This window comes from Pseudolabrys taiwanensis (assembly GCF_003367395.1).
Lineage (GTDB): Bacteria > Pseudomonadota > Alphaproteobacteria > Rhizobiales > Xanthobacteraceae > Pseudolabrys > Pseudolabrys taiwanensis.
The window spans coordinates 1,907,542-1,932,294 of sequence record NZ_CP031417.1; the positions used below are offsets into that span (position 1 = coordinate 1,907,542).

At 63.0% G+C, this 24,753-nt stretch carries 24 protein-coding genes; 6 read left to right on the forward strand and 18 right to left on the reverse strand.

Annotation, left to right across the window (positions count from 1 at the left end; all coding sequences use genetic code 11):
• Positions 1–5: 5 nt before the first annotated feature.
• From DW352_RS09165 to DW352_RS09175, 3 genes are read right to left on the reverse strand one after another with little or no spacing between them, the layout of a single operon-like run.
• Complete coding sequence (locus DW352_RS09165) at positions 6–875, reverse strand: AraC family transcriptional regulator (RefSeq protein WP_162826869.1); 870 nt, start codon at positions 873–875, stop codon at positions 6–8.
• Between the two features lie 47 nt (positions 876–922).
• Positions 923–1,558 (reverse strand): alpha/beta hydrolase, encoded by a 636-nt coding sequence (locus DW352_RS09170; RefSeq protein WP_115690538.1) that lies wholly within the window; start codon positions 1,556–1,558, stop codon positions 923–925.
• Positions 1,558–2,499 carry a ring-cleaving dioxygenase gene (locus DW352_RS09175; protein ID WP_115690540.1) on the reverse strand — a complete coding sequence of 314 codons (942 nt, stop codon included), beginning with the start codon at positions 2,497–2,499 and terminating at the stop codon, positions 1,558–1,560. The genes DW352_RS09170 and DW352_RS09175 overlap by 1 nt, the downstream gene beginning before the upstream one ends.
• 128 nt (positions 2,500–2,627) lie before the next feature.
• Between DW352_RS09175 and DW352_RS09180 the strand changes: the two genes are divergently transcribed.
• Positions 2,628–3,515, forward strand: a complete 888-nt coding sequence (locus tag DW352_RS09180; protein ID WP_115690542.1) for a LysR family transcriptional regulator — start codon at positions 2,628–2,630, stop codon at positions 3,513–3,515.
• A gap of 174 nt (positions 3,516–3,689) precedes the next feature.
• On the opposite strand, the gene DW352_RS09185 is transcribed toward DW352_RS09180, so the two are convergent.
• The 13 genes from DW352_RS09185 to DW352_RS09250 form a co-directional block, all read right to left on the reverse strand.
• A complete protein-coding gene (locus DW352_RS09185) occupies positions 3,690–4,967 on the reverse strand; it encodes a DUF892 family protein (protein WP_115694326.1) in 1,278 nt (425 codons plus the stop codon).
• Between the two features lie 447 nt (positions 4,968–5,414).
• On the reverse strand, positions 5,415–5,738 hold the full coding sequence (locus DW352_RS09195; RefSeq protein ID WP_162826870.1) for an STN domain-containing protein: 324 nt from the start codon (positions 5,736–5,738) through the stop codon (positions 5,415–5,417).
• 189 nt (positions 5,739–5,927) lie between these two features.
• Positions 5,928–6,851, reverse strand: coding sequence for an ABC transporter substrate-binding protein (locus DW352_RS09200; RefSeq protein WP_115690548.1), 924 nt, complete (start codon positions 6,849–6,851; stop codon positions 5,928–5,930).
• A 213-nt stretch (positions 6,852–7,064) separates the two neighbouring features.
• Complete coding sequence (locus DW352_RS09205) at positions 7,065–8,006, reverse strand: Bug family tripartite tricarboxylate transporter substrate binding protein (RefSeq protein WP_245434376.1); 942 nt, start codon at positions 8,004–8,006, stop codon at positions 7,065–7,067.
• A gap of 201 nt (positions 8,007–8,207) precedes the next feature.
• A complete protein-coding gene (locus DW352_RS09210) occupies positions 8,208–10,010 on the reverse strand; it encodes a thiamine pyrophosphate-binding protein (protein ID WP_115690552.1) in 1,803 nt (600 codons plus the stop codon).
• 81 nt (positions 10,011–10,091) lie between these two features.
• A complete protein-coding gene (locus tag DW352_RS09215; protein WP_115690554.1) occupies positions 10,092–10,676 on the reverse strand; it encodes a MarR family winged helix-turn-helix transcriptional regulator in 585 nt (194 codons plus the stop codon).
• A 131-nt stretch (positions 10,677–10,807) separates the two neighbouring features.
• Entirely contained in the window at positions 10,808–12,220 is a 1,413-nt protein-coding gene (locus tag DW352_RS09220) for an amidase (RefSeq protein ID WP_115690556.1), read from the reverse strand.
• Between the two features lie 8 nt (positions 12,221–12,228).
• The gene (locus tag DW352_RS09225; RefSeq protein ID WP_115690558.1) at positions 12,229–13,014 is read right to left on the reverse strand and encodes an ABC transporter permease; all 786 of its coding nucleotides are present in this window, start codon (positions 13,012–13,014) and stop codon (positions 12,229–12,231) included.
• Positions 13,011–13,814 carry an ABC transporter ATP-binding protein gene (locus DW352_RS09230; protein ID WP_115690559.1) on the reverse strand — a complete coding sequence of 268 codons (804 nt, stop codon included), beginning with the start codon at positions 13,812–13,814 and terminating at the stop codon, positions 13,011–13,013. The genes DW352_RS09225 and DW352_RS09230 overlap by 4 nt, the downstream gene beginning before the upstream one ends.
• A gap of 25 nt (positions 13,815–13,839) precedes the next feature.
• Positions 13,840–15,264: a UbiD family decarboxylase gene (locus DW352_RS09235; RefSeq protein WP_115690560.1), complete on the reverse strand. Its 1,425-nt coding sequence runs from the start codon at positions 15,262–15,264 to the stop codon at positions 13,840–13,842.
• Between the two features lie 66 nt (positions 15,265–15,330).
• Entirely contained in the window at positions 15,331–16,113 is a 783-nt protein-coding gene (locus DW352_RS09240; RefSeq protein ID WP_115694327.1) for an isochorismatase family protein, read from the reverse strand.
• Between the two features lie 70 nt (positions 16,114–16,183).
• Positions 16,184–17,251, reverse strand: a complete 1,068-nt coding sequence (locus tag DW352_RS09245; RefSeq protein WP_115690562.1) for an ABC transporter substrate-binding protein — start codon at positions 17,249–17,251, stop codon at positions 16,184–16,186.
• A gap of 237 nt (positions 17,252–17,488) precedes the next feature.
• On the reverse strand, positions 17,489–18,994 hold the full coding sequence (locus DW352_RS09250) for a 4-hydroxyphenylacetate 3-hydroxylase family protein (protein WP_115690564.1): 1,506 nt from the start codon (positions 18,992–18,994) through the stop codon (positions 17,489–17,491).
• Between the two features lie 189 nt (positions 18,995–19,183).
• Between DW352_RS09250 and DW352_RS09255 the strand changes: the two genes are divergently transcribed.
• Complete coding sequence (locus tag DW352_RS09255) at positions 19,184–20,113, forward strand: ABC transporter substrate-binding protein (RefSeq protein ID WP_115690566.1); 930 nt, start codon at positions 19,184–19,186, stop codon at positions 20,111–20,113.
• 36 nt (positions 20,114–20,149) lie between these two features.
• Positions 20,150–20,680, forward strand: a complete 531-nt coding sequence (locus tag DW352_RS09260; RefSeq protein WP_245434377.1) for a flavin reductase family protein — start codon at positions 20,150–20,152, stop codon at positions 20,678–20,680.
• Positions 20,681–20,776: 96 nt separating this feature from the next.
• Here DW352_RS09260 and DW352_RS09265 read toward each other — a convergent pair whose 3' ends face one another.
• On the reverse strand, positions 20,777–21,760 hold the full coding sequence (locus DW352_RS09265) for a Bug family tripartite tricarboxylate transporter substrate binding protein (protein ID WP_115690568.1): 984 nt from the start codon (positions 21,758–21,760) through the stop codon (positions 20,777–20,779).
• A gap of 379 nt (positions 21,761–22,139) precedes the next feature.
• Positions 22,140–22,685, reverse strand: a complete 546-nt coding sequence (locus tag DW352_RS09270; protein ID WP_115690570.1) for a MarR family winged helix-turn-helix transcriptional regulator — start codon at positions 22,683–22,685, stop codon at positions 22,140–22,142.
• Between the two features lie 3 nt (positions 22,686–22,688).
• On the opposite strand from DW352_RS09270, the gene DW352_RS27620 reads away from it, so the two are divergent.
• From DW352_RS27620 to DW352_RS09285, 3 genes are read left to right on the forward strand one after another with little or no spacing between them, the layout of a single operon-like run.
• Positions 22,689–23,051, forward strand: a complete 363-nt coding sequence (locus tag DW352_RS27620; protein WP_115690572.1) for a Rieske (2Fe-2S) protein — start codon at positions 22,689–22,691, stop codon at positions 23,049–23,051.
• A 10-nt stretch (positions 23,052–23,061) separates the two neighbouring features.
• Complete coding sequence (locus tag DW352_RS09280; RefSeq protein WP_115690574.1) at positions 23,062–23,385, forward strand: hypothetical protein; 324 nt, start codon at positions 23,062–23,064, stop codon at positions 23,383–23,385.
• A complete protein-coding gene (locus DW352_RS09285) occupies positions 23,382–24,647 on the forward strand; it encodes an amidohydrolase family protein (RefSeq protein WP_115690576.1) in 1,266 nt (421 codons plus the stop codon). The genes DW352_RS09280 and DW352_RS09285 overlap by 4 nt, the downstream gene beginning before the upstream one ends.
• Positions 24,648–24,753: the final 106 nt, after the last annotated feature.

The window sequence follows — 24,753 nt, forward strand, 5'->3', positions numbered from 1 at the left end:
CGCGTTTACTCGCTATGACGCTTGCGCCATGCGGCAGGGCTTATGCCTTCGGATGACGAGAACACGCGGGTAAAATGACTTTGATCTGCGAAACCGCAGCGCAGTGCGATCTCTGCCAGGCTGAGATTGGACGAGCGTAGCGTCTCTTTCGCCTGCGTCACGCGAAAGCGCATCAGCCAGCGATGCGGCGTAAGACCGGTGGCGCGGCGGAAGGCACGAATGAAATAGTCCCTCGACAGACCGCATGCGGCCGCGACATCGGCGAGCCTCACGTTGTCGGCAATGTGCGCGGTCAGGTAGTCGATAGCCCGACGCTCCTGTTGCAGGGAAAGCCCTGCCCGTTTCGCAGCCGCAGCGGACACGCCGCCATAGCTGGACATGAGCCGCGCGAGCACCGCGAGGAAGACAGAATCGACGAACAGCGCGGACGCTTCGTTCGGGCGCTCCAGCGCCGGCAACAGCGCCCGCCCGAGATGCGCCATGGCGGGGTCGATGATGCCGGGCGAACAGACGATCGAAGCCGGCGCTCTACCGTCCTCGCCATTCAATGAGTCGAACGAGGCGCGCGGAATGTAGAACGACAAAGCCGTATGGGGATGGGTGACATAGGTCGATAATTCGTCCTCAAGATGCACGACGCGCAGCGCGTTCGCCGCATAGCCCTGCTTGAGATAAGGCCGGCGGCGACGCCACAGTTCGTTGTAAGGCACGTCGGTGAGATAAAGCGCCGCGCTAAAGGCATCTTGTGGCGGAATCTGCGCCTTCATACCAAGTTCGTCGTGCCCGACCACGATCTTTGTGACGGCCATGGCCGCGGCGCCGGGCGATGTGGAAACCAGCATCGGCGCTTCGCGCAGCCCGTGACTGTGCGCCACCGCATCTCCGTATCGCCGGGTTTTACCCATGGCCGCGCCTTTCGATGTCACTCAGCCGGCGCACGAGTGCCGGCTGCTTCCGCCAACCACCGCTGCGCTATCGTGAGATCGGCATTGGAGAGGCCGTGCCCCAACGGCAGCGTCTGGTGCTCGACCCGCGCCCCCGCCTCCCGCAGTTGTGCCGCGAGCCTTGCCGCGTTGGCCGCGGGAATGATCGGGTCCTGCGCGCCGGAGACGATCACCACGGGCTTGCCGGCGAGATCGGCGTGCGGCGGCGTAGCGAGCGGCACCATGGCGCGTAGCAAGATCGCTCCGGCGAAGGTCTGCGGACGCAGCAACATCACCGCCGCCGCGATGTTGGCTCCATTGGAATAGCCGAGCGCGATCGGGGCCGGGATCTTGTAGCGCTCACGGGCGGCATCCACGAATGCGGCGAGTTCGCCCGCGCGGCGGCGCACGTCGTCTTCGTCAAACACGCCCTCCGCCAGCCGGCGGAAGAAGCGCGGCATGCCATGCTCGAGCACCTTGCCACGCGGCGACAGCAGCGCGGCGCCGGGCGCGACCGCACGGCCGAGCGGCAACAGATCGCTCTCGTCACCCCCGGTGCCGTGGAGCAGGAGCAACGGCGGGAGACCCGCCGCCGCCGCTGGTTCGAAACGATGAATGAAGTTCTCGATCGACATCACACGACGTCCTTCTGCTCGAGTTCCGGCAACAACTTCTCGATCTCGGCGCGATGGCCTTCAAGAAACGGCGGCAGCTTCAAGGCTTGACCGAGCGCTTCCACGGGCTCGTCGACGGCGAAGCCGGGAATGTCTGTCGCGATCTCGAACAACACGCCGCCCGGCTCGCGGAAGTAGATCGAACGGAAGTAGTTGCGATCCTTCTGCTCGGTCGGATGCAGGTCGTGCTCGGTAACGAGCTTGCGTGCCATCTCCATCTGTTGCGCATCATCGGCCGCGCGGAAGGCGATGTGGTGCACGGAGCCGCGGCCCTGGCGTCCACGCAGGAAGCCTCTCGCTTCATAGATATCGACGATGCCTCCTTCCCTCACGTCGGGCGCGCGGAAGCGGATCACCGACCCGTCGCGGCCTTCCTGCTTGAAGCCGAACACGTTGGTGAGCACGGCGCCGGTCTTCGCCGCGTCGTCGAGCAGCAACGTCACGCCGTGGAAACCACGAATGGCATGCTCCGCCGGGATGTCGCCATTGCTCCACGCCGGCTCGTTCTCGGCATCGGGAATGCCGACAAGGGCGAGACTCATGCCGTCCGGGTCGGTGAAAGTGAGCACACTTTCTCCGAAGCGGCGCTCCAGCGCCTGGTGCTCGACACCCTTCTCGATAAAGCGATGGGTCCAATAGCCGAGCGAACGGGCGGGCACGCGGAAGCTCGTCTGTTGCGTCTCGCCGACACCGGCGCGCCCCTTCGCGGCCTGCTCCCACGGGAAGAAGGTCAGAATGGTACCGGGCTTCCCGGCCTCGTCGCCGTAATAGAAGTGATAGGTGCCCGGATCGTCGAAATTGACCGTGCGCTTGACGAAGCGCAGCCCCAGCGTGCGGGTATAAAAGTCGAAATTCCGCAATGCCTTACCAGCAATGGCGGTGACGTGATGAAGACCTGACATGAGGATCGCTCCTGGCCGGTTCGAGGAAACTTGCTTCTCCCGCCATAATTAAAGCGACCCAGAATAGAGACAATACCGTTACTTGTGGTATGACTGTCTATGATTTAAGAACAATCAGTCAGGCGCCCATGGACAAGCTCTCCAGCCTCAAAGCCTTCGTCAAAGTGGTCGAACTGGGCAGCTTTTCGGAGGCCGGGCGGCAGCTTCGGCTCTCGCGCTCGGCAGTCAGCAAGTACATCGCCGACCTGGAAAACGACCTGGGCGTGCAATTGCTCAACCGCACCACGCGGCAGGCGAGCCCCACCGAGAATGGCCAGGCCTATTTCGAGCGGGCCCTCTCCATCCTCGCCGATCTCGATGCAGCGGATCAGATGGTGGCACATCAACAATCGACGCCACGCGGATTGCTACGCGTGAACGCGCCCATGTCCTTCGGCACCATCAAGCTCGGCCCGGCGCTCGCCGATTTCATGGCTCTGTATCCCGAATTGCAAATCCAACTCGTGCTCACCGACGAGCATGTTGATCCGGTGCAGGAGGGGCTCGACGTCACACTGCGCATCGCCGAACTCGAATCCTCGAGCTTGATCGCCCGCAGGATCATGCCTATCGCACGCGTCGTCTGCGCCTCGTCCGACTACCTCGCGGCGCACGGCACGCCCAAGCACCCGAGCGAACTTCGCAGACACAAGCTGCTCACCTATGGCTTCCTGCTCACGGGCAACCAGTGGAAGCTTTCCGGTCCCGATGGCGATCACTGGGTCCAGCCGGATTGGACGCTGTGCGCCAACAATGCGGAAGTGCTACGCGACGCCGCGGTGAAACATCGAGGCGTTGCGCTGCTGCCGGCGTTCCTCGCCGAGCAACAGCTCAAGAGCGGCGCGCTTCGAAGCATCCTGCCCGACTACAAAGCCCCCATGATCGCGCTCTATGCGATCTATCCGCCAACGCGTCATCTCACGATGAAAGTACGGCTGTTCATCGATTTCCTGGTGGAGCATTTCGGCGAGGCGTAAAGCGCCGAGCGCGATCGAAGAACTTACGTCCTGTTGGCTCTCAGCGCTTGCGCTGAGACTTCAAGTTGTTCGCGGCGGTCGTCAACTTCGGTCCTATGCTGCTCGACCGCTCTATCACGACCGTCCCGCTTGGCCGCGACGGAGCGCCGGAGGCTGCCGGCGCTCCCCCAGCACCTATTCGACCGCCGATGGCATTCGCGCCGCCGACATCAGCGGCCGAGCCACCTGATTGAGCAGTTGGTCGGCGTTCTCCTCCTCACCCAGGGAAAGCGTGAGGTATTGAACGATCGCAGAGTGCTTCAGTTGCTGTGCCAGATTGCGCGCCGTGATGTAGCCGGAGATTTCGTAATGCTCCACGCGTTGCGCCGCGCCAATGAGAGCCAAGTCGGCCGCCGCGGGATCCTTCTTCTTCTTCGACTCCGCGATGATTTCTTCGCCCTCCTCGATGATGCCCATCATGCCTTTGCACGGCTTCGTCCTCGCGGTGACGCCCAGAAGAGAGAGGCACTCCTCGAGCCGGCTGACCTGTTCTTCGGTCTCCTGGAGATGTTGCTGGAAAAGCCGCTGCAATTGTCCGGACCGTGCGGCATTGGCCATTTTCGGCAGGGCTTTCAGAAGCTGCTTCTCCCCGTGGAGGATGTCGCGGAGCTGATGAACCAGAAGATCCTGGATCGGGCCCGTCTCGGTGAGCTCGGCGCTCTCGGCATGGACCGGCACAGCTTCGCCGCCGTTCTCGAGGCTTTTCATTGCCTGGATCGCCGGCGATTCAACGAATTGCCACGGCTCACCCTCGTTCCAGGGACCACGCGCGTCTATCTCGCCGTGATCCCCCTGCCCGGTGGAGTCGTTGAATATCTGATCGACCAGCCCCTCGGTTGGCGCGATCTTGCCGATCATAAACGGCGGTTTGCCCATGCTTTCGAGCGCGAGCGAAAACATTCGCATATGAGTGATCTCGCGCGTCATCAGGAACTGGAGCGCGTCCTTCGTTCCTGAGTCGTCGCAGAAGTTGATCAGCCGTTCATAGACGATCTTGGCCCGCGCCTCGGCGGCGATATTGCTGCGCAAGTCGACGTCCAGCTCACCGGTAATCTTCAGATAGTCCGCCGTCCACGGATTGCCCATCGAATTGAACAGGTTCACCCCGCCCCCGCCGGCGATCGCGATCAGAGGGTCGGCTTCGGCCGCGTCTCTGGCAAACTTCATCGGCGCGAGATGCATCCGGGCTAGCGTTCCGACGATCTCCAAATGGCTCAGCTCCTCGGTGCCGATGTCCATCAACAAATCCTTGCGATCCGGGTCCTCACAATTGAGCCCCTGGATCGAGTACTGCATCGCTGCCGCCAACTCTCCGTTAGCCCCACCGAACTGTTCCAGAAGCATGTTTCCGAAAGCTGGATCGGGCTCATCGACGCGAACCGTGTACATTAGCTTTTTTACGTGGTGATACATCTGCATTCCCTATGAAGGCGTCCGGTGTAAGCAAGTCTAAGTTGAAACGGACTCCACAACGGTCGGTTCCTTTCGGCCGATCGCAGACGCAAGGTTTTCGCTTGGCAGCCTTATGCGCGGACGCATCATGTTTGCGGGCGGATGAGTAGGACCGCAACTCTATGGTTCCGCCGTCCTAGGGGAACAACCGCCGCAGACATGCGTTCGCTCTGCATGCTCAAATCAGAACGAGACGCCAGGGAGCGCGCGGAAGCGCGTTTCAAGTTCCGCCAACATCAGCGCGACGATGCCTCTCAGGCGGTCGTCGATTACAAGGCGGAAGCGCAACGCGCAATCGACCGCATTCCGCGTCTCCGCGCGCAGCGGACGGCTGCGGAGGCAGCCGCAAACGAAGCCGGTATAAGAAGCCGGATAAAGTGACGCTGGTTATATAAAAGCGCCGGCGCATTACTGCACCGGCGACCATGGCGAACGCTGTGTGCCGACGGACGCCTGGGGCGGCGGAAGGCCGACCGTGAACGCGTTGGCGCCGGCGTAACGGATCACCAGGCCGGTGCCCGCGAGCAGGACTTGCAACGCATCCTGAGGCGAAAATCGCCCGATGACGGACGACGATTGCAGGCCGCTGGCCAACTCGCCATCGACCAACGCCGTCATGCCCGTTTGGTTGGCGAATGCCACCAAGGCGGTCCCGAGCGGTTGCGGCGCCAGATCGAAATTGATGTATCGTTCGAAAGCCCTGACCCCATTCATCGGGGACAGCGCGAGCATCAAGGCCAAGCCGTGACGAAGCGGTCGGCAGGAACGTGCCCTGCGGACGCGCGCGATCGCGAGCGCATCCGGCATCAAACGCCGCCCCCTTTACACCAAACGCAACCAGCTGCGATCGGTAGGTAGGTCGGCTCCATTACACTTTGATGACGTCCTAATTCACACCAAAGGTATGGGATCGCTCCGGATCTAAGCCTGCCAATTGGCCTTCAGACCGGTCGCAACAATCGCATCGTAGGCGAGCGGCCGATCCAAAAGGCCGTTGGCAAGAGCGAACGCATTCAGCCCGTCAATGGCCTCGGGCGTAATGGCGGCTTCGTAAAAAGGTGCATCGCGCGCGACGAGGACAGGCATCATCTCGGCTTCTTCGCCAGGAAACAGCTCGTCGCCGACTTTCTTGGCCAGCGACGGATCGGCCTTGAGCGCCTTCTGCGTTTTGACGATGGCACGCACCGCCGCGGCGGCGACCTCCGGTTCGGCTTCAATCATCGCGTCGGTCATGGTCAGCGCCGCGAAGTTATAAAGCCGGGCGCCCTGCGGACCGTCGCCCCGGCGCAGATCGAGATGCAGCTTGGCAATACCCGCCTTCTCCGCGAGCGCGAGACGCATGCCATTGCCCCAGAATCCGTCGGCGAGGTTCTCCTGCAACGCCTTGATGCCGTCGCGGCTATGCGATTCCGATTTCGACGGCAGGCTCTCGACGATGCGGACCTCGTCCTGGTCCACATCGATACCGGCTTCGATCAGCATGTGCCGCAGCGCGGTGCGCGGGAACGCGAAAGACGACGAGATACGCAGCCCTTTGAGCGCCTTGATGTCGCCCCGCGGGATATCGATGTCCTTACGCAGGCCCATGAACCAGTACGAATGCTGCGCCAGCGCGGCGACGAGCTTGATGCCCTTCCAGGCCGGGAACGCCCGGGTTCCGGCGAAAGCCGGCCCGCCGAAGAAATGGATGCTGCCGTCACGCAGCCGTTCAGGCCCGTGCTTGGCGCCATACTCGGCGACAAACTCGACATCGACGCCTTCCTGTTTGAAGAAACCGAGCTTCACCGCGGCGGTCGCCACGAAATACGAAGGCGAATCGTAGTCCGCCACCATCATGCGATACATTGGTTCATTTCCACTTCTTAGGGCATCGACTTCAATGTCGACCGGATGTCAGCGCCATGGTGCCCAACGCCTCAGCTTAGACCGCGCAGGCCCGCCCGTCGCCGCATTGCGACCATGCGCCTTCGCATAGCGCGATTGCAGGCCCGATCGTGCTTCCACCATTCGCCGACGTTGCAGGCGTTCGGAGCGTCACGATTGGCAATCGGACCGACGTCATTCGTTCTTGATTCCCGCCTCTTTGACGACCGGCCACCATGTCGCGATGTCGTCCTTCAAGAGCTGCGTCAGCGCTTGGGGGGTCTGCTGCTCTTTCGGCGGCAAGGTCTGTCCTACATCTTCCATCCGCTTGCGGATGTCTGGATTGGCAAGAGCGGTCACGAGTGCGGCATTCAGCGCCTCGAGAATCGGCTTTGGCGTGCCCTTCGGCGCAAACAACGCATGCCAGTTCGCCGTGTAGAATCCGGGCAGGCCGGCCTCGTCGACGGTCGGGATGTCCGGCATAATGCCGAGACGTTCTTTCGCCGTCACCGCGTAGGCTTTGACGGCGCCGCTCTTGAGATGCGGAATGGCGTTGGCGGCGACGCTGAACATGGTATCGACCCGACCGGCGATCAGATCGACCATCGCGGCGCCAACGCCTTGCCGGTACGGCACGAAGGCGAACTGAGTATCCGTCTTGTGCTGGAACAGGATGCCGGCCACATGCGACGTGCTGCCGGTGCCACCAGTCGCCTGCGTCGCCTTGTCCCCGTTGCTTTTAAACCAGGCGATCAGTTCCTTCAGATTGTTGGCCGGGAGATCCGGTCGCGAAATAATGATCTGCGGATCCGTGACGACGCGGCCGATCGGCTCGAAATCCTTCGTCACATCGTACGGCGCCTTGAAGATCGCACCATTGAGCACGAATGTCGGCCAATTGCCGAGGCAAAGCGTGTAGCCATCGTTCGGCGAACGATAAAACTTCGTTACGCCGATCGTACCGGATGCGCCGGCCACGTTCTCGACGACGATCGTGCCGTTGAGAGCTTCACGAAGGCCTTCCGCGATAATGCGTCCGATCGTGTCGGTCGGCCCACCCGCGCCGTAGGGCACGATCAGCGTAATGGGTCGCGTCGGATAGGCCGCAGCCTTTGCTGAGGCGGCGATAACCGACAAAGAAGCAGCGGCTGACGTTTTAACAAAGGCACGACGCGACATTGTCATTGTGAAAACCTCTAACGTGACGATCGAGTAGGATTGCAGACGAGTCCACCGGATGCCAGGTCGCCTTTACACGACACGCCGGCAAACCAGGCTCGATGGCCCTTTTTGTTTTCCTCCCGAAAGCACCGACAGTTGTTTCGTCCGCCGGCAGACTCAATCGCCGCGCGTCACCAGCTTGTTGGCGTAGCTCGGCTTGACCAGCACATCGATCAAATAGGGCTTGCCGGACGCGACCACGGCCAAGCCCCGCTCCAACGCCGCCAGCAACGATTGGCGGTCGGTCACCGGCCCCTCGGCCTCGACGCCCTGCGAGCGCGCCAGCGCGGCGATATCGACATTGGGCTCCGAGATCCGCATGCCGATCCACTTATTCTCCGGCGGCCGCTTGCGATCCTTGGCCACCGCTTCCTGATGAATCTCGTCGTTGAAGTTCGAGCGGTTGTTGTTGATCACGAACAGCGCGGGAATTTGATGATGCGCCGCCGTCCATAACGCGGTCGCGCCTTGCATGAAGTCGCCATCGCCATCCACACTGATCACCGTACGCCCTTGGTCCTTCAGCGCAAGCGCGGCGCCGAGGGCGAGGCCGGGGCCCGCCCCAAGACCTGCCCCTCCGTCATGACCGAGATAGTCGAGCGGATCGTTCCAGTGATAGGCGCGGCCGTCCCACCCGAACGACAGATGCGTCAACGTGAACTTGCGTTCGCCGCGCACCTCGGCGAGGGCCACCTCGATATCGCGCGACACGAGTTCGACGTCGGCGTTCTCCGAATAGCCGATCTCCCCCCACGTCCGGCGTGAACGGCCGTCCCATCGCTTTACGCCGCCGAGCTGCGCGGAAAGTTCGTCGCGCAGTTGCTCGGCGAAAGCGTCCGGATCGGCCATGATGGCCAGATCGGCGGGCGGAAGGCCGAAATAGTCCATGCTCCAGCCGTTGTGCAGCGTGTGGTCGAGCGACACTTTCACCACCTTCGCGGCGATGGCGCCGGTGTTGCGGTTGACCTGCCGCAACGTCCCCTGCAGATCGGGGTAATCGAAGCTCACGATCAGATCCGCGCCAGCCAGGAGCTCCTTGGCCGCCGGCGACAGCGACCCCATCGGCGGCAGGACGTGCAAACCATGCTGCGTCGGAAACACGGCGCGCTCGCGCTGCGAAGACATGACCGAGGCGCCGGCGAGCTCCGCCACTTCGACACGCGCCTCCCAATGGCGCTGTTCGCGCGATCCACGGCCGAACATGAATACAGGCGTTTTGGCATGCTTCACCAGGTCGACGACGGTGCGCACGTCCGCGGCCGCCGCCGCGGGTAAGGTCATGGGCACGTAGCGAGCAACATCAGGGAACGTGATCTCGCCGGAGACGCCTTCTTCCTGAAGGCCCGCATCGAGACAGATATAGACCGGCGCGGACGGCTTGGTGACGGTCATCTGATAGCCGCGAAGGAACGCCTCGATCACACCGGGGACGGAGCGAGGCTCGTCGTCCCACTTGATATAATTGCGTAACATCGCCGCCTGGTCCTTGGTCGTGTGGATCCAGTCGATCCAGGGCCGGCGCTTCTCCGGGGCAACCGGACCGGTCGCGCCGATCACCATCATCGGCACACGATCGCAGAAGGCGTTGAAAAGACCCATGAGGCCATGCATCAGGCCGACATTGGAATGCAGAATCGCGCCCATCGGCTTGTCGGTCGCTTTCGCGTAGCCGTGCGCGATGGCGACGACGTGGTCCTCGTGCAGGCAGACGATCATCTGCGGCGCGCGATTGCCGAGATAATTGACGAGGCTGTCGTGAAAGCCGCGATAGCTCGCGCCGGGATTCAGGGCGACGTAAGGAATGTCGAGCTGGCGCAGCATTTCCGCGGCGACATCGCTTTTCCAGCCGAGCGGGTATTCGCCGGGAAGGTTCGGACGGTCGATCTCGCCCATCCAGTCGTTGCTGCCCGCGCTCGCCATTGCCAGTCCATCCCTCGCCAAAACAACCGATTCTTAGCTTAATTCTGTAGCTATCGGCGTCAAGCGGGCGCGACGGGAAGACTATTTGGCGGCGCGGTCCGCCTCGCTCACGCGGATCTCGGCGATGGCATATTCCGCATTGGTGAGCAGCAATTTGGCGAATTCGTTGGTCGTATCGAATTGTTTCCGATCGATATTCGTGAACAAGAGATCGTTGATCTTGCACACCATCGGCGAAACGATCTCGACGGCGGCCTCGCCTTTGGGTGACAGCGAAATGAGCACGCTGCGGCCGTCGTTGGCGTTCGGACGCTTGACGAGAAGACCTTTGCGGATGAGGCGGCCGACCTCGGTCGTCACATGCGTTGCGGCCAGTCCGATGTAGTTCGCCAACGCCGCGATGGTGATGCCGGTGTCCCCCTGTCGGTAGGCCACGCCCATCAACACGGTGAATTGGCTACCGGTGAGACCGAGACGGCGGCCGAAGGCCTCACGGCACACAAGAAGGCGGCTCAGTGCCTGCACCAATCGATAGAGCGAGTCGCGAAACCAGTCGTCGGAGCCATCCTTGAAGTAGTCGCGTCTCGAGATCGTCGACGGGACGACAAACGGTCCGGCACCGTTCGAAGGAACCCGGTTAGCCTTCTTGCGTGCAGTCTTAGCCATAGACCCCTTTGCCACCGCAGAGCGAGATGGCACCTATCACAACCAAATAGCGGCCTAGATTAGTTTGGGATTCCAGCAGGGGCCACAACTTTTGGTCCTGCGGCGCGGCCCCGGGCCACTTCCTTACAGCTTTATAGCGGCCCGGCCGGGTCGATCGGGGTGGCCGGAGGACACGCGGCTTCGATCATGGCGCCAATCCGCAGACAAAGCGCTTCCTTGAAGCGGCCCGACACGATCTGCACGCCAGTTGGAACCGTGCCATCGATGCCGGTCGGCATGGCCAAGCTCGGCAGGCCGAGCATCGATACGGCCAGCATCGGCTCGTGCGCGTCGATCATCCGCGCGACGGCGTCATCGCCCTTCTGATCTTCGTCGATCGGCAGCGGCGCACGATAGGACACCGGCAGCAGCAGCGCGTCATGTTGCTCCAGGAACGCCTGCCACTGACGCAGGATAGCCGTGCGCCGGCCGAGCGCATCGACATAGGCCTCGAGCGTATACTTGGTCGCACGGGCCATCGTCCCCGCACGCGCGCGGCGCAGCGCGTCGTCGCCGAGACGCTCGATGGCGCGCGACGTGCCCTCGCCTTCCTCGGTCTTGACCATCGAGAAGAACATGTCGGCCAACTCGGCGACAGCCGGCGGTGTCGCCGGCGCGACCTCGCAACCAGCCTCCGCCAGCCAACCGGCGGCCCGCCGCACTGCGGCTGCGACAGCGGGATCGACCGCCGCGCCGGCCGTGCCTTCGAACACCGCAACGCGCAGCGGCCGCTCCGTTTCATCGAGCATCGGCGCCGGCATCCACCACGGATCGCGCGCGTCCCCGCGCATCATGCCGCGCAAGCCGAGCGCCACGTCACCGACCGAGCGCGCCAGCGGCCCCTGCACGCTCATCAGCTGGCTGGCGAGAGTCGCCTCGACCGACGGATTGGCGCTGTAAGCCGCCACGCGGCCAAACGAGGGCCGCAGGCCGACGACGCCGCAGGCATAAGCCGGATAACGGATCGACCCCGCCCGGTCCGTGCCGTGCGCGATGGCGCCGATGCCGGTGGCGACGGCGGCGGCCGCACCGCCACTCGAGCCGCCCGGCGTTCGCCCCGCGTCCCACGGATTGAGCGTGCGACCGTGCAGATCGTTGTCGGTGAAGAAGCGGGCGCAGAACGCCGGCACATTGGTGCGGCCGATGATGACGGCGCCGGCCGCGCGCAAGCTGGCGATCGGCGGGCTGTCCGCGGCCGCGATGTCGTCCTTGAACGCGACCACGCCCGTGGTCGTCGGCCGGCCGGCATAATCGACATTGATCTTCACGGTGACCGGCACGCCATGCAGCGGCCCCCCAGACTCGCCCCGCGCCAGCGCCGCGTCGGCGGCTGCGGCGGCAGCGAGCGCCTCCTCAGCCAGCACATCGACGACGGCGTTGATCCGCGGATTGACCGCCGCGAGCCGCGCCAGCGCGCTCTCCGTCGCCTCGCGGCTGGATACGCGCCGCGCCGCGATTGCGTCCGCGAGATCGACCGCGCTCCAGCGCCACAAACCGTCATCCATGGGCAGGCTCACAAATGGTTGGCCCAGGGCGCCAAACGGCGGTCGAGCCATTGCTGCCCCTTGATGATGACCGCGCCCATCAGCGTCAGCACGACGAGCGCCGCGAACACCTTTTCGGTTTCCATCACCTGCCCGGCCTGGATCAGCAGATTTCCCATGCCGCCCGTGCTGGAGCCGCCAATCATTTCCGCCGCGACGACGAGGATGATCGTCACGCCCATGCCGAGCTGCAATCCGGCGAAGATGGTCGGAATGGCGGCCGGCAGCACGACATTGATCTGCGCCTGGCGCCGGTTGGCGCCGAGATCGATCGCCGCCTTGACCAGCCCGCGGTCGACCTGGCGCACACCGGCATAGGTGCTCATGACGATCGGAAAGAAGGCTGTCACCGCGCTGATGACGATCTTGTAGGCTTCGCCGGTGCCGAGCCAGATGATCAGCAGCGGGATGAGCGAGATCTTCGGCAGCGGATAGAGCGCCGCGATCCACGGGTCGGCGATGCGCTCGAACAGCCGCGACATGCCCATGATGATGCCGACGACAATGCCGGTCACGGTCGCGACCAGGAAGCCCGCCATGATGCGCAGCAGCGTCGCGCCCAGATTGTAGAACAGCGAGCCATCCTCGATCATGTCGAGCAGCGCGCGAAGAATGGCGACCGGCGACGGCAGGTAGATCGGCGGGATGTGCCTGATATCGACGAAGAGTTGCCAGGCGATCAAGAAGACGACGATGCTCAGCGCCGGTAAAATCTTCTCGGCAAGACGCCCATTGGCGCGGCGCACTTTGCTCACGACAGCGCCCCCGCGACGGCATTTTGTTCCTGCATCGCCTTGGTGACCTCGTCGCGGATCAGATGAAAAGCACGGTCGAACAGCGCGCCGAAGGCGGGCGTACTGACCATTTCGATCGACCGCGGCCGCGGCAGATCGACCTGGAGGACCTCCTTGATGCGGCCCGGCCGCGCCGTCATCACCACCACCTCGTCGCCGAGCAGGATGGCTTCGTCGATCGAATGCGTCACGAAGATCACCGTCTTGCGCGTGGCTTCGAAAATGCGCAGCAGCTCTTCCTGCATCACGATCTTCGTTTGCGCGTCGAGCGCGCCGAACGGCTCGTCCATCAACAGAATCGGCCGGTCCATGATCAAGGCGCGCGCGAGCGCCACGCGCTGCCGCATGCCGCCGGAAAGCTGGCTCGGATAATGCCGCTCGAAGCCCTTGAGCCCGACCGAGTTGATCAATTCGCGTGCGCGCTCCGTGCGCTCGCGGCGCGACATGCCGGCCATCTCAGGGCCGAACGCCACGTTGTCCAGCACGCTCCGCCACGGAAACAGGTTCTGGCTCTGCCAGACCATCACCGAAGCCGAGCCCTTCTTGCCGGCGTGCGCACCGTCGATCGTGACGTTGCCGCTGGTCGCGGTTTCGATGCCGCCGACGATCTGCGCCATGGTGCTCTTGCCGCAGCCGCTCGGACCCAGGATGCAGGAGAAACGACCGGACTGGAAGGTGTGCGTGAACCCGTCGAGCGCGACGACCTCCGAGCCGTCGCGGCTCTGCCACACCTGCCTTACATTTTCGACACTGATATTCATCACACCCGACTGACGCTGACGCGACTTACTTCTGCGGATTGAGCGCGTGCTTCCACTTGTCCGCGATCTCCGCCGCCTCGTCCGGCATCAATGCCGACGATGGGGGATAGGCGTCCTTCCAGGCGAAAGGCTTGCATGCATCGATCAGCATCTTCGAATGAGACGTCGCGCCGACCGCGCGCGCCTCCGGCGGGATGCGCGGATCGAGCGACGAACTCCAGGCATTGCGGACGATGTCGACCGCTTCGGAAGGCTCGCAGCGCGTCGTCACCGCCCACATGACATCGGCGAGGTTCGACGGATCGACGTCCTCGTCGACGACCACGACGATGCGGCCCATGTAGCTGTTGGCGCCGGCGATCATGGCCGCGCGCTTGGCATGGCCGGCGTAACGCTGCTTGAGCGCGATCACCGTCATGAGCTGCGACACGTGCTGCCACGCGCCGACGATGTCGGTCACGCCCGCGGCCTCGAGATTGCCCCAGATGCCGGCGGCCCGAAACGGCAGACCAAAATGAAACCGCGGCGGCTTGAGTGGCGGCGAGCCGAACAGGATCGGATTGTCGCGATAGTAGACGGCCTCGACGTCCATGACCGGGGCGGGGCGCGCATCGGCGGCGTAGTAGCCGGTGAATTCGCCGAACGGACCCTCCGGCAAGGTCACTTCGCTGGGCGGCAGCAATTTGCCTTCGAGAATGATTTCGGCATGGGCCGGAATCGGCAAGCCGGTGCGCGGGCCACGAATGATCTCGATCGATTGTCCCTTGATCGCCCCGGCGAAGTCGTACTCCGACGCACCCTCCGGCAAATACTCGAAACCCGAGATGAACAGCGACGGGTCCTGGCCGTTGACGATCACGATCGGGCACGGCTGTCCTTGATCCCAGTAGCGCTTGGCGATGATCGCGCCGTGACGGCCGAGATGGTCGAACTGCACGGTGACGCGATTGCGCGCATGCACCTGCACGCGATAGATCGAAGCATTGACCCAATCGGAGCCGGGATCACCCGTGACGACGAGACTGCCCGAACCGATGTAGGGGCCGCCGTCCTTCTTGTGCCAGGTCGGCACCGGAAAACGATGAAGATCGACGTCGGCGCCGATCTGCACGTTCTGCATGAACGGCGCTTCCTTGACCTCCACCGGCGGCAGCATCGTGAGCTTGCTGCGCCGCTCCTTCCAGGCCTTCAGCGCATCGATCGGACGCAGGCCGGGATCGAGACCGAGCGCCAAGGCCGCGCGCTGCGAACTGGTCGTCGCGTTGGAGAAGATGCGGAAGCCGGCTGGAAAGCCCTTGATGTTGTCGAACAGCAGCGCCGGTTGCTCCGGCGAACCCGCCGCCACTTCGGTGATGCCGCCGATCTCGAAGCGCGGGTCGGCACCGTCGATGCGGCGAAGGGCGCCTATGCCGTCCACCAGCGCGATGTACTCTCGCAAGTCTTTATACATAGCCGACCTTGTCGCTGCCTTTTCCGGCGCCGCGCCATGCGCGCGCCCGCTTAGGGGATCGCCTCCTCAAGCCTTGGCTGCCGCCGGCATCGAGAAGGCCGCCGCCGCGGTCGGGTCGCCTTTCGGCAGATCGAACAGGCCGCTCGGCAGCGCATTGAGATAAGTGACCACCTCTTGCACCGATATCACGTCCGCGTACTTCGCGTTCATGTCGCAGAGATTGACGGCGTGCGAGGCCTGCGAGCGGTCGGCACAGCCCTCTTCCGCGACGATGACGCGATAGTTCTTGCTGAAGGCGTCGATGACCGTGGCACGCACGCAGCCGGACGTGGTCGTGCCGGTGCAGATCACGCTGTCGCAGCCGAGATGCACGAGATAGTCGGCGAGCGGCGTGCCGTGGAAGGCGCTCGGCTTCTGTTTGCCGATGACGATGTCCTGCGGTGCCGGCGCGATGTCGGGAATGATGACATTGCTCTTCAGCTTGCCCGGATTGAGACCCATGTAGTCGGTCTTGACCCGGCTGTTCTTGTAAGCCCAGGCGCCCTCGTCCCAGCTGTCGGCGCGGCGCACGCCGGTGGTGTAGATCACCGGCACACCCTTGCCGCGCGCGGCGACCAGCAATTCCTTGATCGCGGCGACGGCCTTCCAGCCATCCTCGCCGCACGAATTCATCCAGCGCTTGATGGAGTCGAGGATCGGCTCGGGCTTGTCGCCGACGAAACCGAAATTGACGTCGATCACCAACAGCGCCGGCCGCTTGCCGAAGCCGCCGCGCGCGCCGTATCCGGACGCCGCGAACACCTGCTTGTCGCGCTCGGTCAGAAACTTGTCCCACACCCGCTCGGTCATCGACGTCTCCTCGCCAAACATCGGCTGCCGCCCGTCGACCGGGCGGCAGCGCCTGCAACTCGGATTCTTGTTACTTGGCGAACGGCTTTTCCTTGTCGAACTTCGCCTTGGCCTCCTTGGCGATCGACAGGTCGAACAGCTGCTCGCGGGTCACCTTCGTCTTCACGTATTGAAAGTACTCGCCGCTCCAGAAGTCCTGCATCTGCATGATCGAGTCGATCTGCGGCATCCCGTCTTCGTTGAGATAGGCCCAGTGCGGCGCGATCTGCTTGATCAGCTCCGGCTTATTGAGGGTCGTGTACTTGGCGAGGATATCCAGGATCTGCGGATCCTTGTCCGGCGCGTCGGCGGCGGCGTCGAACTCCTTGATGCCCTGCAAATAGGCGACCATGAAGCGCACCATCACGTCATGCTTCTGCGTCAGGAAGTCCTTGCGGCCGGCGAAGGCGGCGATCTGAAAGTTCGGCGCGATTTCGTCGCCATTGGCGATGATCTGGCCCATCTTGTTCGCCTTGGCGAAGGCGGCGAGATTGTAGGACAGGTCGCTGCCCTCGACCTGGCCCTGCCCGAGCATCTTCATCAGGTCGGGCTGCGGAACGTTGAAGATCCACTGCACGTCCTTGGCCGGGTTGAGGCCGGCCTTCATCAGAATTTGCGCGGCGTTGTAGTGATTGATGCTGCCGAGCGCGCTGACGCCGACCTTCTTGCCCTTGAGCTTGGCGAGATCGGGAATCGTGCGAACGCCTTCGTCGTAAAGCTTCTGCGACACCAGAAACGCCGTGTAGCCGTGGCCCGGGCGATTGTTGCCCCAGTCGGCGAACACCGCGATGGGCGCGCCCTTGGCGATGCTGTTGAACAAATTCGCCGCGGCCGGAAGATTGGTCAGCTCCAGTTCGCCGGCGATCATCGCCGGCACCGCGAGCGAGCCATCGTCGAAGCGTCGCAGCTCGACGGTGATGCCCATCTTCTCGAAGTAGCCCTTCTCCTTCGCGATGAACAAACCGCCACCGGACAAGAACGGTCCATAGCCGATGCGGATCACATCATTGGCACGCGCCGCCGGCGCCGCAAAAGACATAACGCCCATCGCCGAGACCGCGGCAGCCGCGAGCAGACTCATGCTTTTGAGAAACTTCATCCCCGCCTCGCTTGGCTTATTCGCCTTGTTCGCGCCGTACAGCGCTTGATGTTCAAAAAGCGTACAATCTGAACATATTTAGTCAAGCCAATTATTTGAGCTGCCGACGACCTGCCTGCGGCATATACGTGCGCGATTTGCCGCAGAAATACGCATCAATCCGCACGCACCGATAAAAAGACGACGGCGCCGGAATCGACCGATTCCGACGCCGTTCATATCCTCAATGCCGACCGATCAATCGGCGAGCGGCGGAAGATTCAAAGCCTTGTCGACAAGTTCGCCGGCGCCCTTGAAGTCGAACGACCTGAACATGTTCATCTTCACAAGGAAGGACGCGCCGCCGTAGAACTTTTCATACTGCTGGTGCCGGTTGCCGAACTCCGTGCCGATGAAATCCCAGGCGAGCCGCATGAGCGCAACGCGCGAACGCGCATCGGCCTTGCCCGACTTATAGAACCGCTCGACGTCCTTGGCCGTATCAGGATTGTCGAAATCCTTGAAGGACGACGGCAGCGTGATCATCGCGGCGCCGGTCAACTCGCGCACGACGTCGATCATCTTCGGATTGATTTCGGACTGCAGCGCCATGACCGAATAGAGCGCGGTCTTCGACGGCCACAGCACGCCCTCTTCGTCGGTCGTGGCGAGCGTCTCCTGCGAGTTCAGCATTCCCTCGACGATCGAGGCATAGGATGCCAGCTCGCCCATCATCACCTGAACCGGCGGCGTCGCGTCGTTGCCGGTCATCTCGTTCATGCGCTTGGCAAGTCCAAGAAGGAAACGCAGCTTCGTCGTGTATCGCGCCTGGGCCTGGAGATTGCCGTAGAGATGGGCCGGCGTCTTCCACCACTGATCGCGACAGACTTCGAGATTGCGGTAGGCGAAAACGTGTTCCCACGGGACAAATACGTTGTCGAATACGACCATCGAGTCGGTCTCGTCGAAACGCGACGTGAGCGGATATTCCGCGGCGTCCGTCGCCCCCAGCGGGAACGCACGGCGCGAATAGAGCCGCACGCCTTCGGCATCCGTCGGCACGGCAAGGCTTACCGCATAGTTCTCCTCGCCCGGCCGAAGCGGGTGGATACAGCTCAGATGGATGTAGTCGGAATAGACGGCGCCGGTCGCCAGTTGCTGCGCGCCGGAAATGTAAATGCCCGCATCCGTCTCTTTCACGACACCCGCGTAGAGAGTCGGATCCTCCTGCAGATTGGCCGGTTTGCTGCGGTCGATCTGCGGCGGCACGATGGCGTAAGTGACATAAGCGTGGGTGTCGCGCAGATGCTCGTAGAACGCGACGACGTTGCGCGCGAACTGGTCGCCGCCGGCGGCGAACACGGATGGCTTGGCCGCGAAGCCGCAGAAGAAGCCGGCGACGTGGTCGGGCGTACGGCCCATGAGTCCGAAGGTCATCTCCGCCCACTTCGTGGACGCGATGCGCTTGTCGCGCAGATCGGCGTGCGTCTTCGGGATTTGGTACGCGCGCAGCACGGGCGCGCCGTCCTTCGGAGACTTGAAGGTCATCACTGCGCGATTTTCAGGCGCAGCGGCATAATCATAGAGGGCGGCGACCGCGTAGGCGCCCTGTTTGAAAGCCGGATGGCTCACCGGGTCCGAAATGATTTCCCCGTCGACAACGATCGAGGGCTTGCGACGGCGGAGGTCCGCCAGAAATTCGCGGCCCGTCCGGAGCGGCAGCGTACCGGTCACTCGGGTTTCGCGAGCTGCATTCGTGGTCATCGCATTTCCTTGTTCGGTTCTGATCGAAGCCGTTTCGGCGCCACGGCCGCACCATCGGACTTGCGGGTGTACCGTGTCCCGGTTTATGTACGTTATGTACATAAGTGGACCGCCCGTCAAGCGCGGACGACGACTCACAGTCCGGTCGCCTCGGCAGGAAATGAGAGCAACAAGCAGGAGATCAAGTTCGTGAAGCTCAAACTCGCCGTTCCAGACCTCATTTCCAATTCGTACTTTCCGGCCGTCGCGGCGGTCGAGCTCGGCTTCTTCAAGAAGGAAGGCCTCGACGTCGAACTCGAGTTGATCTTCCCGGTCGACAAAGCCTATGCCGCCCTGCGCGACGGCAAGACCGACATCGTCGGCGGCTCCGCGCACTCGGCGCTCGCCGCCTTCCCCGAATGGAAAGGCGTGAAGCTGATCGCTGCGCAAGCGCAGGGCATGTATTGGTTCCTGGTCATGCGCGCCGACCTCAAGGCCAAGCGTGGCGACTTGAGCGTCGTCAAGGGTCGCAGCATTGGCGCGGCGCCATGGGTCGAAATGGGCCTGCGCCGTCTTCTGATCGAGGGTGGCATCGATCTCGAACGCGACGGCGTCAAGATCGCGCCGGTGCCGGGCGCCATGGGCGCGGGCGTCAACTTCGGCGTCACCGCCGCCAAAGCGTTGCAGGAAGGCAAGATCGACGGCTTCTGGGCCAACGGCATGGGCACGGAGGTCGCGGTGCGGAATGGCATCGGCACGGTCGTGCTCGACATCCGCCGTGGCGACGGTCCCAAGCCCTGCTTCAATTACACCATGGCGTCGATCGCCACGAGCGAAAAGCTCATCGAGGAGTCGCCCGAAACCGCGGCGGCCATGGTGCGCGCGATCGTTGCGACTCAGAAGGCGTTGAAGGAAGATCCGAACCGGGCGACGGCAATCGGCGACAAGCTGTTTCCGCCGCAAGAGGCGTCGCTGATCGCCGAGCTGATCCGCCGCGACCTGCCCTATTACGATGCGACCATCTCCGAAGACTTCGTCGCCGGCATGAACGCGTTCGCGCGCGACCTCGGCATCCTCAAGGGCCAAGCCACTTACGAGGACGTGGTGGCGACGCAGTTCAAGGACCTGTGGAAGGCCTGAGCAGCGCCTTGATTGTCGCGCCGAAAGGAATGCCCCGTGGCCATCGACCAACGTGAATTCCGCAACGTCCTCGGACAGTTCGCGACCGGCATCGCCATCGTGACGGCAACGGTCGAGGGCAATCGGATCGGCGCGACGATCAGCTCGTTCAATTCGGTGTCGCTCGATCCGCCGCTGGTGCTTTTCAGCATGGCGAACAAGTCGCTCAGCCTGCCGCAATGGAAAGCCGCGCAAGCGATGGCGATCTTCGTCCTCGGCGAGCACCAGAGCGAGTTGTCGAACCGGTTCGCGCGCGCTGGCGGGGATAAATGGTCGGGCCTCGATGGCGCGCTGACCGGCAATGGCAGCCCGGCCCTGCCCGGCGCCATTGCCCAGTTCGAGTGCAAACCCTACGCCACCTATGCCGGCGGCGATCACGAGATCTTCATCTGCGAAGTGACGCGCTTCGCCGCGACGGCGACGGCGACACGGCCGCTCATCTTCCATGCCGGCAAGTATGCCAACTTGAAGCCGACCGAAACGGTGCAAGCGCCGCCCGAAGTCGACGTGTGGCTGCACGGCTGGTGAACCGTACCCCCACCGGCATGACGGGCTCCGGCACCACCACGCTGTAGCGATAAGAAGAAGGCGCCGTCGAGCGCCTTCTTCTTTCCGGGCTGCGCGTTACTGCGGCTTCACACCGAGCTCAGCCAGCGTCGCACCCCAGAGTTTGTCCTGCGCAGTGAGCTGATCGCGAAACTCCTGCGGGGTCCCCGGCTTGAACTCGGCACCCGCCGACTCGAACTTCGCCATCAACGTCTTGTCGTTGGCGATATCGTTCAGCGCGGTGTTAAGCTTTTGAATGACGCCCGGCGGCGTTCCGGCGGGCGCCATCAGACCGAACCAGGCCCCGGATTCGAAACCCCGCAGCGTGATGCCGCTCTCCCCGAACGTCGGAATGTTCGGCAACTGCGCCATCCGCTTGTCGCCGGTCACGGCGAGCACCTTCAGCTTATCGTTCTTGGACGAACTGATGGCCGCGGGACCGGCGGAAAAAAGGCCGGAAATGATCCCCGACATCGCGTTGGTCATGGCGTCCGCCATGCCTTTATAGCTGATGAAGCGCGGCTTGATGTCGGCCGCCTTGGTGAAAGCGACCGCGCCGAGATAGGGCGTCGTGCCGATGCCGGCATGACCGATCATGACCTCGTCCGGGTGCGTCTTCGCCAGCTTGATGAATTCCGGCAGATTCGACGCCGGCACGGCCGCCGAGACGATAAGCGAAAACGGCGATGTCGCCGCGCGCCCAACGGGCTCGAAATCCTTGAGCGGATTGACGCCAAAGTTGGCCGTCACGTGCGGCGAGACGATAAACGTCATGTCGGCAAACAAAAGCGTGTAGCCGTCTGGGCCACCGCGAACCGTCGCGCGCGCCGCCAGCGAGCCGCTGCCGCCCGGCATGTTTTCGACGATCACCGGTTGGCCCAGCCGGCGCTCCAGGCCGGACGCCACGATCCTGGCCAGAGGATCGGGACCGCCTCCGGGCGGAAACGCGACGATCACCCTGATCGCCCTGGTTGGAAAAGTGGCCGCATCGTCCGCGTGAGCGGGCATCATGGCGAGCGCCAGCAAGGCGGCGACTTGCGCCAGAAATCTCAATCGCTCCATTGTCTGCTCTCCCTGTAACCACCGCCAGACTTTGCAAAGTCTGTGCCATTCTTATGTACGCACTGAAGGTACATCATGAATGCTCTTGTGGGAAGGAAGGACAGGCGCAGCGAACGACACCAAGACCTCTGCCCCGAAAAGGTCGGACTGAGAAGGCTCGCTGCCGCCTTTGCCGGCATTTGCAAGGGTGCGCGCGCGACGAGGCGGAGGGTTCCGACGCCGCCTACGGAGCGCTACGCCGGCTATGCTATCGCGACAAACTTATTGCGCTTCGTCCGGAAGCACTGCGGACGCTTTGACGTCCTCACTCGATGCCGCAAGCGCGCATATCGTTTCCGGCGCGGCACGCCTTCGCGCGTTACGCACGCCATGCCGGCATTCAATCCCGGTCCAAGCGCGCCGAACCACCGGGATACTTGTCGTTCATGTTCGCGGCGATCGCATCCAAAATGCGGAAGACAGCCGCGATGTCGCCTGCGGCGATACCGCGCCGCGCCGTGCGGTTGACCTCTTTGACCCTTGCCAGCACCGGCGTCGCCAACTCGCGACCCTGACGCGTGAGATAGACGAAGATCTTGCGGCGATCCGCCTCGCCGCGCTCGCGGCGGATCCATCCGAGTTTTTCGAGCTCGGCCAACACCGACGTGGAAGACGCCATCTCGACCCCGACTCGACGGGACAATTCGACCTGCGTCAGCCCGTCCTCGTTCCACAGCCGCTCAAGGTGAACGAACTGGCCGAAGGTCAGGCCGGCCTCGGCCAATTCGACCCGCATGCCGCGCGCGAAAGCCATGTGCGCCAGCCGTAGACGTTTGCCGATGCCGATTTCGGGCACTTCCTCGCGCACAGCTTTCTTCAATCTATCCTCGTCGACTTTGACAGGCTCCGTTCGATATTGATAAGGTACCATATCATCTGGAGCCATACGATGGAACACCTTATCTGCAGCCCCGACGATCTGCCAACGGGTGAAGTCCGCATCGTCACCGTGAACGCGATCGAAATCGGCGTCTTCCGCCAAGGTGACGAGTATTTCGCCTACCAGAATGTCTGCCCGCACCAGGGAGGGCCTGCCTGCGAAGGAATGCGCACTCCGCAGATCGAGGACACGTTCGACGCAAAGGGTCTGTTTACCGGCCAACGCCTCGACGAAGACGACATGCACATCGTCTGCCCCTGGCATGGATACGAGTTTCATTTGCGGACCGGCGAGCACGTGCGCGACAGCAAGGTGCGGCTGAGGCGCTTTCCCGTCACCATTCGCGACGGGGGCGTCTATGTCGCTATGTGATAATCCAACGATGGATTTCGCCGGTCTGGCGGCCGCTTTCGCCGATCGTTGCGACGCGAGCCTCGAGGCGAACAGCCTATCGGCCATTGCGGACGAGGATTTGAGCCGCGCGCTTGTCGCAGCCATCCGCGTGTTCGCCGCGAAAGCGCAGGCCGGCGTGACGCCCGCGCTCACGCACGGCAATCATGCCCTGGCGGCGACCGACGGAGCGATTTTCGCAACCGCCGTGCTCGAAGCCGTCGGCATCGAGGTATTCGAGCTCGCGGCGTGGCAAGCCTGCAGCAATGTCGGCTCGCGCCGGCACATCCATGAGGACGCGAGGAGCGAGCAATGACCTTTACCGCAGGCAACCACTTGGTCGAACCGACGCGCGCCTCGTTCGACACCGAGCAGCATCTCAAGAACGCGCTGCGGCAGGCCGAACAACGGCACTACGAAGACTTCCTCATCGTCGATGTCGATTCGCATCACTACGAGACCGAGGCCTTCAGCGAAATCGCGCAATACATCGACGATCCCGTGCTGCGCCGAGAGGCGCTCTACCAGGGCATGTCGCGCGGCGGCATTACGTCGATCGACGGCTCCTATCAGGAGATGACCGGCCGCGTGACGCGCTATCCGCTACGCAATCGCGAGAAGACGCCGCCGACGATCCACCGCGATATAACGCTGATGCGGCGCTGGATGGACGCCATGGGCGTGGATATCGCCTGCATGTTCCCGACGCCGATGCTCAACATCTCCACCTGCCCGCGCGTCGACGTCGAGACGGCGCTGGCGCGGGCCTACAACCGTTGGCTATGCGACCGGATTCTGACGGAAGAGCCGCGCATCACGTCGATGCTCTATCTGCCCTTCAACGATCCGGAGGCTTGCCTGTCGATCGTCGAGGAGTTCGGCGACCGCAAGGGGGTGATCGGATTCATGGTGACGTCGACGCATTACAAGAGCGTGCACGACAACGCCTATATCAAGACCTTCGCCGCGTTGCAGGAGCGCAACCTGCCGCTTGGCTTCCACGCCGCCTATACCTGGGGTGATCAGTCGACGCGGCTCATGAATCGCTTCATTTCCGTGCACGCGCTCGGCTTCGTCTGGCACAATATGGTGCACATGGCGAACTGGATCTTCAACGGCATGCCGGAACGTTTCCCGAGACTGAAGACCGTGTGGATCGAAAGCGGCCTCGCCTGGATCCCGTTCCTGATGCAGCGCTTCGACAACGAGTTCATGATGCGCTCGTCGGACGCGCCGACGCTCAAGCGCAAGCCCAGCGAGTACATGCAGGAGATGTTCTACACCTCGCAGCCGATGGAAATGGTGAACAACAAAGAGGCGCTGGAACTGACCTTCAAGATGATCAATGCCAAGTCGCAGTTGCTCTACTCATCGGACTACCCGCACTGGGACATGGACCTGCCGAGCACGATCTACGACCTTCCCTTCCTCAACGAGCAGGAGAAGCGGAACATCCTGGGCGGGAATGCGACCCGCCTGTTCAACCTCTCGAGTCAGTTCGCTCCTTGGAAGGTCAAACGGCGCGCCGCGCGTCCGGCAGCGGCGACGGCGATGCAAGAACAATCGGCGTCGCTCTAGTTTACGGCGTAAGCATGGTCTGCCGCCGGTCGGCGGCAGACATCAGCGTGTGGCGCAAATCGCAAATAATGCACGACCTAGCGGGCGTGGTGATAAATTGCACTTT

What these genes read in the sequence shown, in the direction of transcription:
- DW352_RS09175 (WP_115690540.1), bottom strand. Translation starts at nt 2,499, where the DNA reads ATGTCAGGTCTTCATCACGTCACCGCCATTGCTGGTAAGGCATTGCGG.
- DW352_RS09280 (WP_115690574.1), top strand. Translation starts at nt 23,062, where the DNA reads ATGGATTTCGCCGGTCTGGCGGCCGCTTTCGCCGATCGTTGCGACGCG.
- DW352_RS09220 (WP_115690556.1), bottom strand. Translation starts at nt 12,220, where the DNA reads ATGGATGACGGTTTGTGGCGCTGGAGCGCGGTCGATCTCGCGGACGCA.
- DW352_RS09215 (WP_115690554.1), bottom strand. Translation starts at nt 10,676, where the DNA reads ATGGCTAAGACTGCACGCAAGAAGGCTAACCGGGTTCCTTCGAACGGT.
- DW352_RS09270 (WP_115690570.1), bottom strand. Translation starts at nt 22,685, where the DNA reads ATGGCTCCAGATGATATGGTACCTTATCAATATCGAACGGAGCCTGTC.
- DW352_RS09230 (WP_115690559.1), bottom strand. Translation starts at nt 13,814, where the DNA reads ATGAATATCAGTGTCGAAAATGTAAGGCAGGTGTGGCAGAGCCGCGAC.
- DW352_RS27620 (WP_115690572.1), top strand. Translation starts at nt 22,689, where the DNA reads ATGGAACACCTTATCTGCAGCCCCGACGATCTGCCAACGGGTGAAGTC.
- DW352_RS09265 (WP_115690568.1), bottom strand. Translation starts at nt 21,760, where the DNA reads ATGGAGCGATTGAGATTTCTGGCGCAAGTCGCCGCCTTGCTGGCGCTC.
- DW352_RS09240 (WP_115694327.1), bottom strand. Translation starts at nt 16,113, where the DNA reads ATGACCGAGCGGGTGTGGGACAAGTTTCTGACCGAGCGCGACAAGCAG.
- DW352_RS09245 (WP_115690562.1), bottom strand. Translation starts at nt 17,251, where the DNA reads ATGAAGTTTCTCAAAAGCATGAGTCTGCTCGCGGCTGCCGCGGTCTCG.
- DW352_RS09250 (WP_115690564.1), bottom strand. Translation starts at nt 18,994, where the DNA reads ATGACCACGAATGCAGCTCGCGAAACCCGAGTGACCGGTACGCTGCCG.
- DW352_RS09170 (WP_115690538.1), bottom strand. Translation starts at nt 1,558, where the DNA reads ATGTCGATCGAGAACTTCATTCATCGTTTCGAACCAGCGGCGGCGGCG.
- DW352_RS09180 (WP_115690542.1), top strand. Translation starts at nt 2,628, where the DNA reads ATGGACAAGCTCTCCAGCCTCAAAGCCTTCGTCAAAGTGGTCGAACTG.
- DW352_RS09185 (WP_115694326.1), bottom strand. Translation starts at nt 4,967, where the DNA reads ATGTATCACCACGTAAAAAAGCTAATGTACACGGTTCGCGTCGATGAG.
- DW352_RS09285 (WP_115690576.1), top strand. Translation starts at nt 23,382, where the DNA reads ATGACCTTTACCGCAGGCAACCACTTGGTCGAACCGACGCGCGCCTCG.
- DW352_RS09200 (WP_115690548.1), bottom strand. Translation starts at nt 6,851, where the DNA reads ATGTATCGCATGATGGTGGCGGACTACGATTCGCCTTCGTATTTCGTG.
- DW352_RS09195 (WP_162826870.1), bottom strand. Translation starts at nt 5,738, where the DNA reads ATGCTCGCGCTGTCCCCGATGAATGGGGTCAGGGCTTTCGAACGATAC.
- DW352_RS09210 (WP_115690552.1), bottom strand. Translation starts at nt 10,010, where the DNA reads ATGGCGAGCGCGGGCAGCAACGACTGGATGGGCGAGATCGACCGTCCG.
- DW352_RS09235 (WP_115690560.1), bottom strand. Translation starts at nt 15,264, where the DNA reads ATGTATAAAGACTTGCGAGAGTACATCGCGCTGGTGGACGGCATAGGC.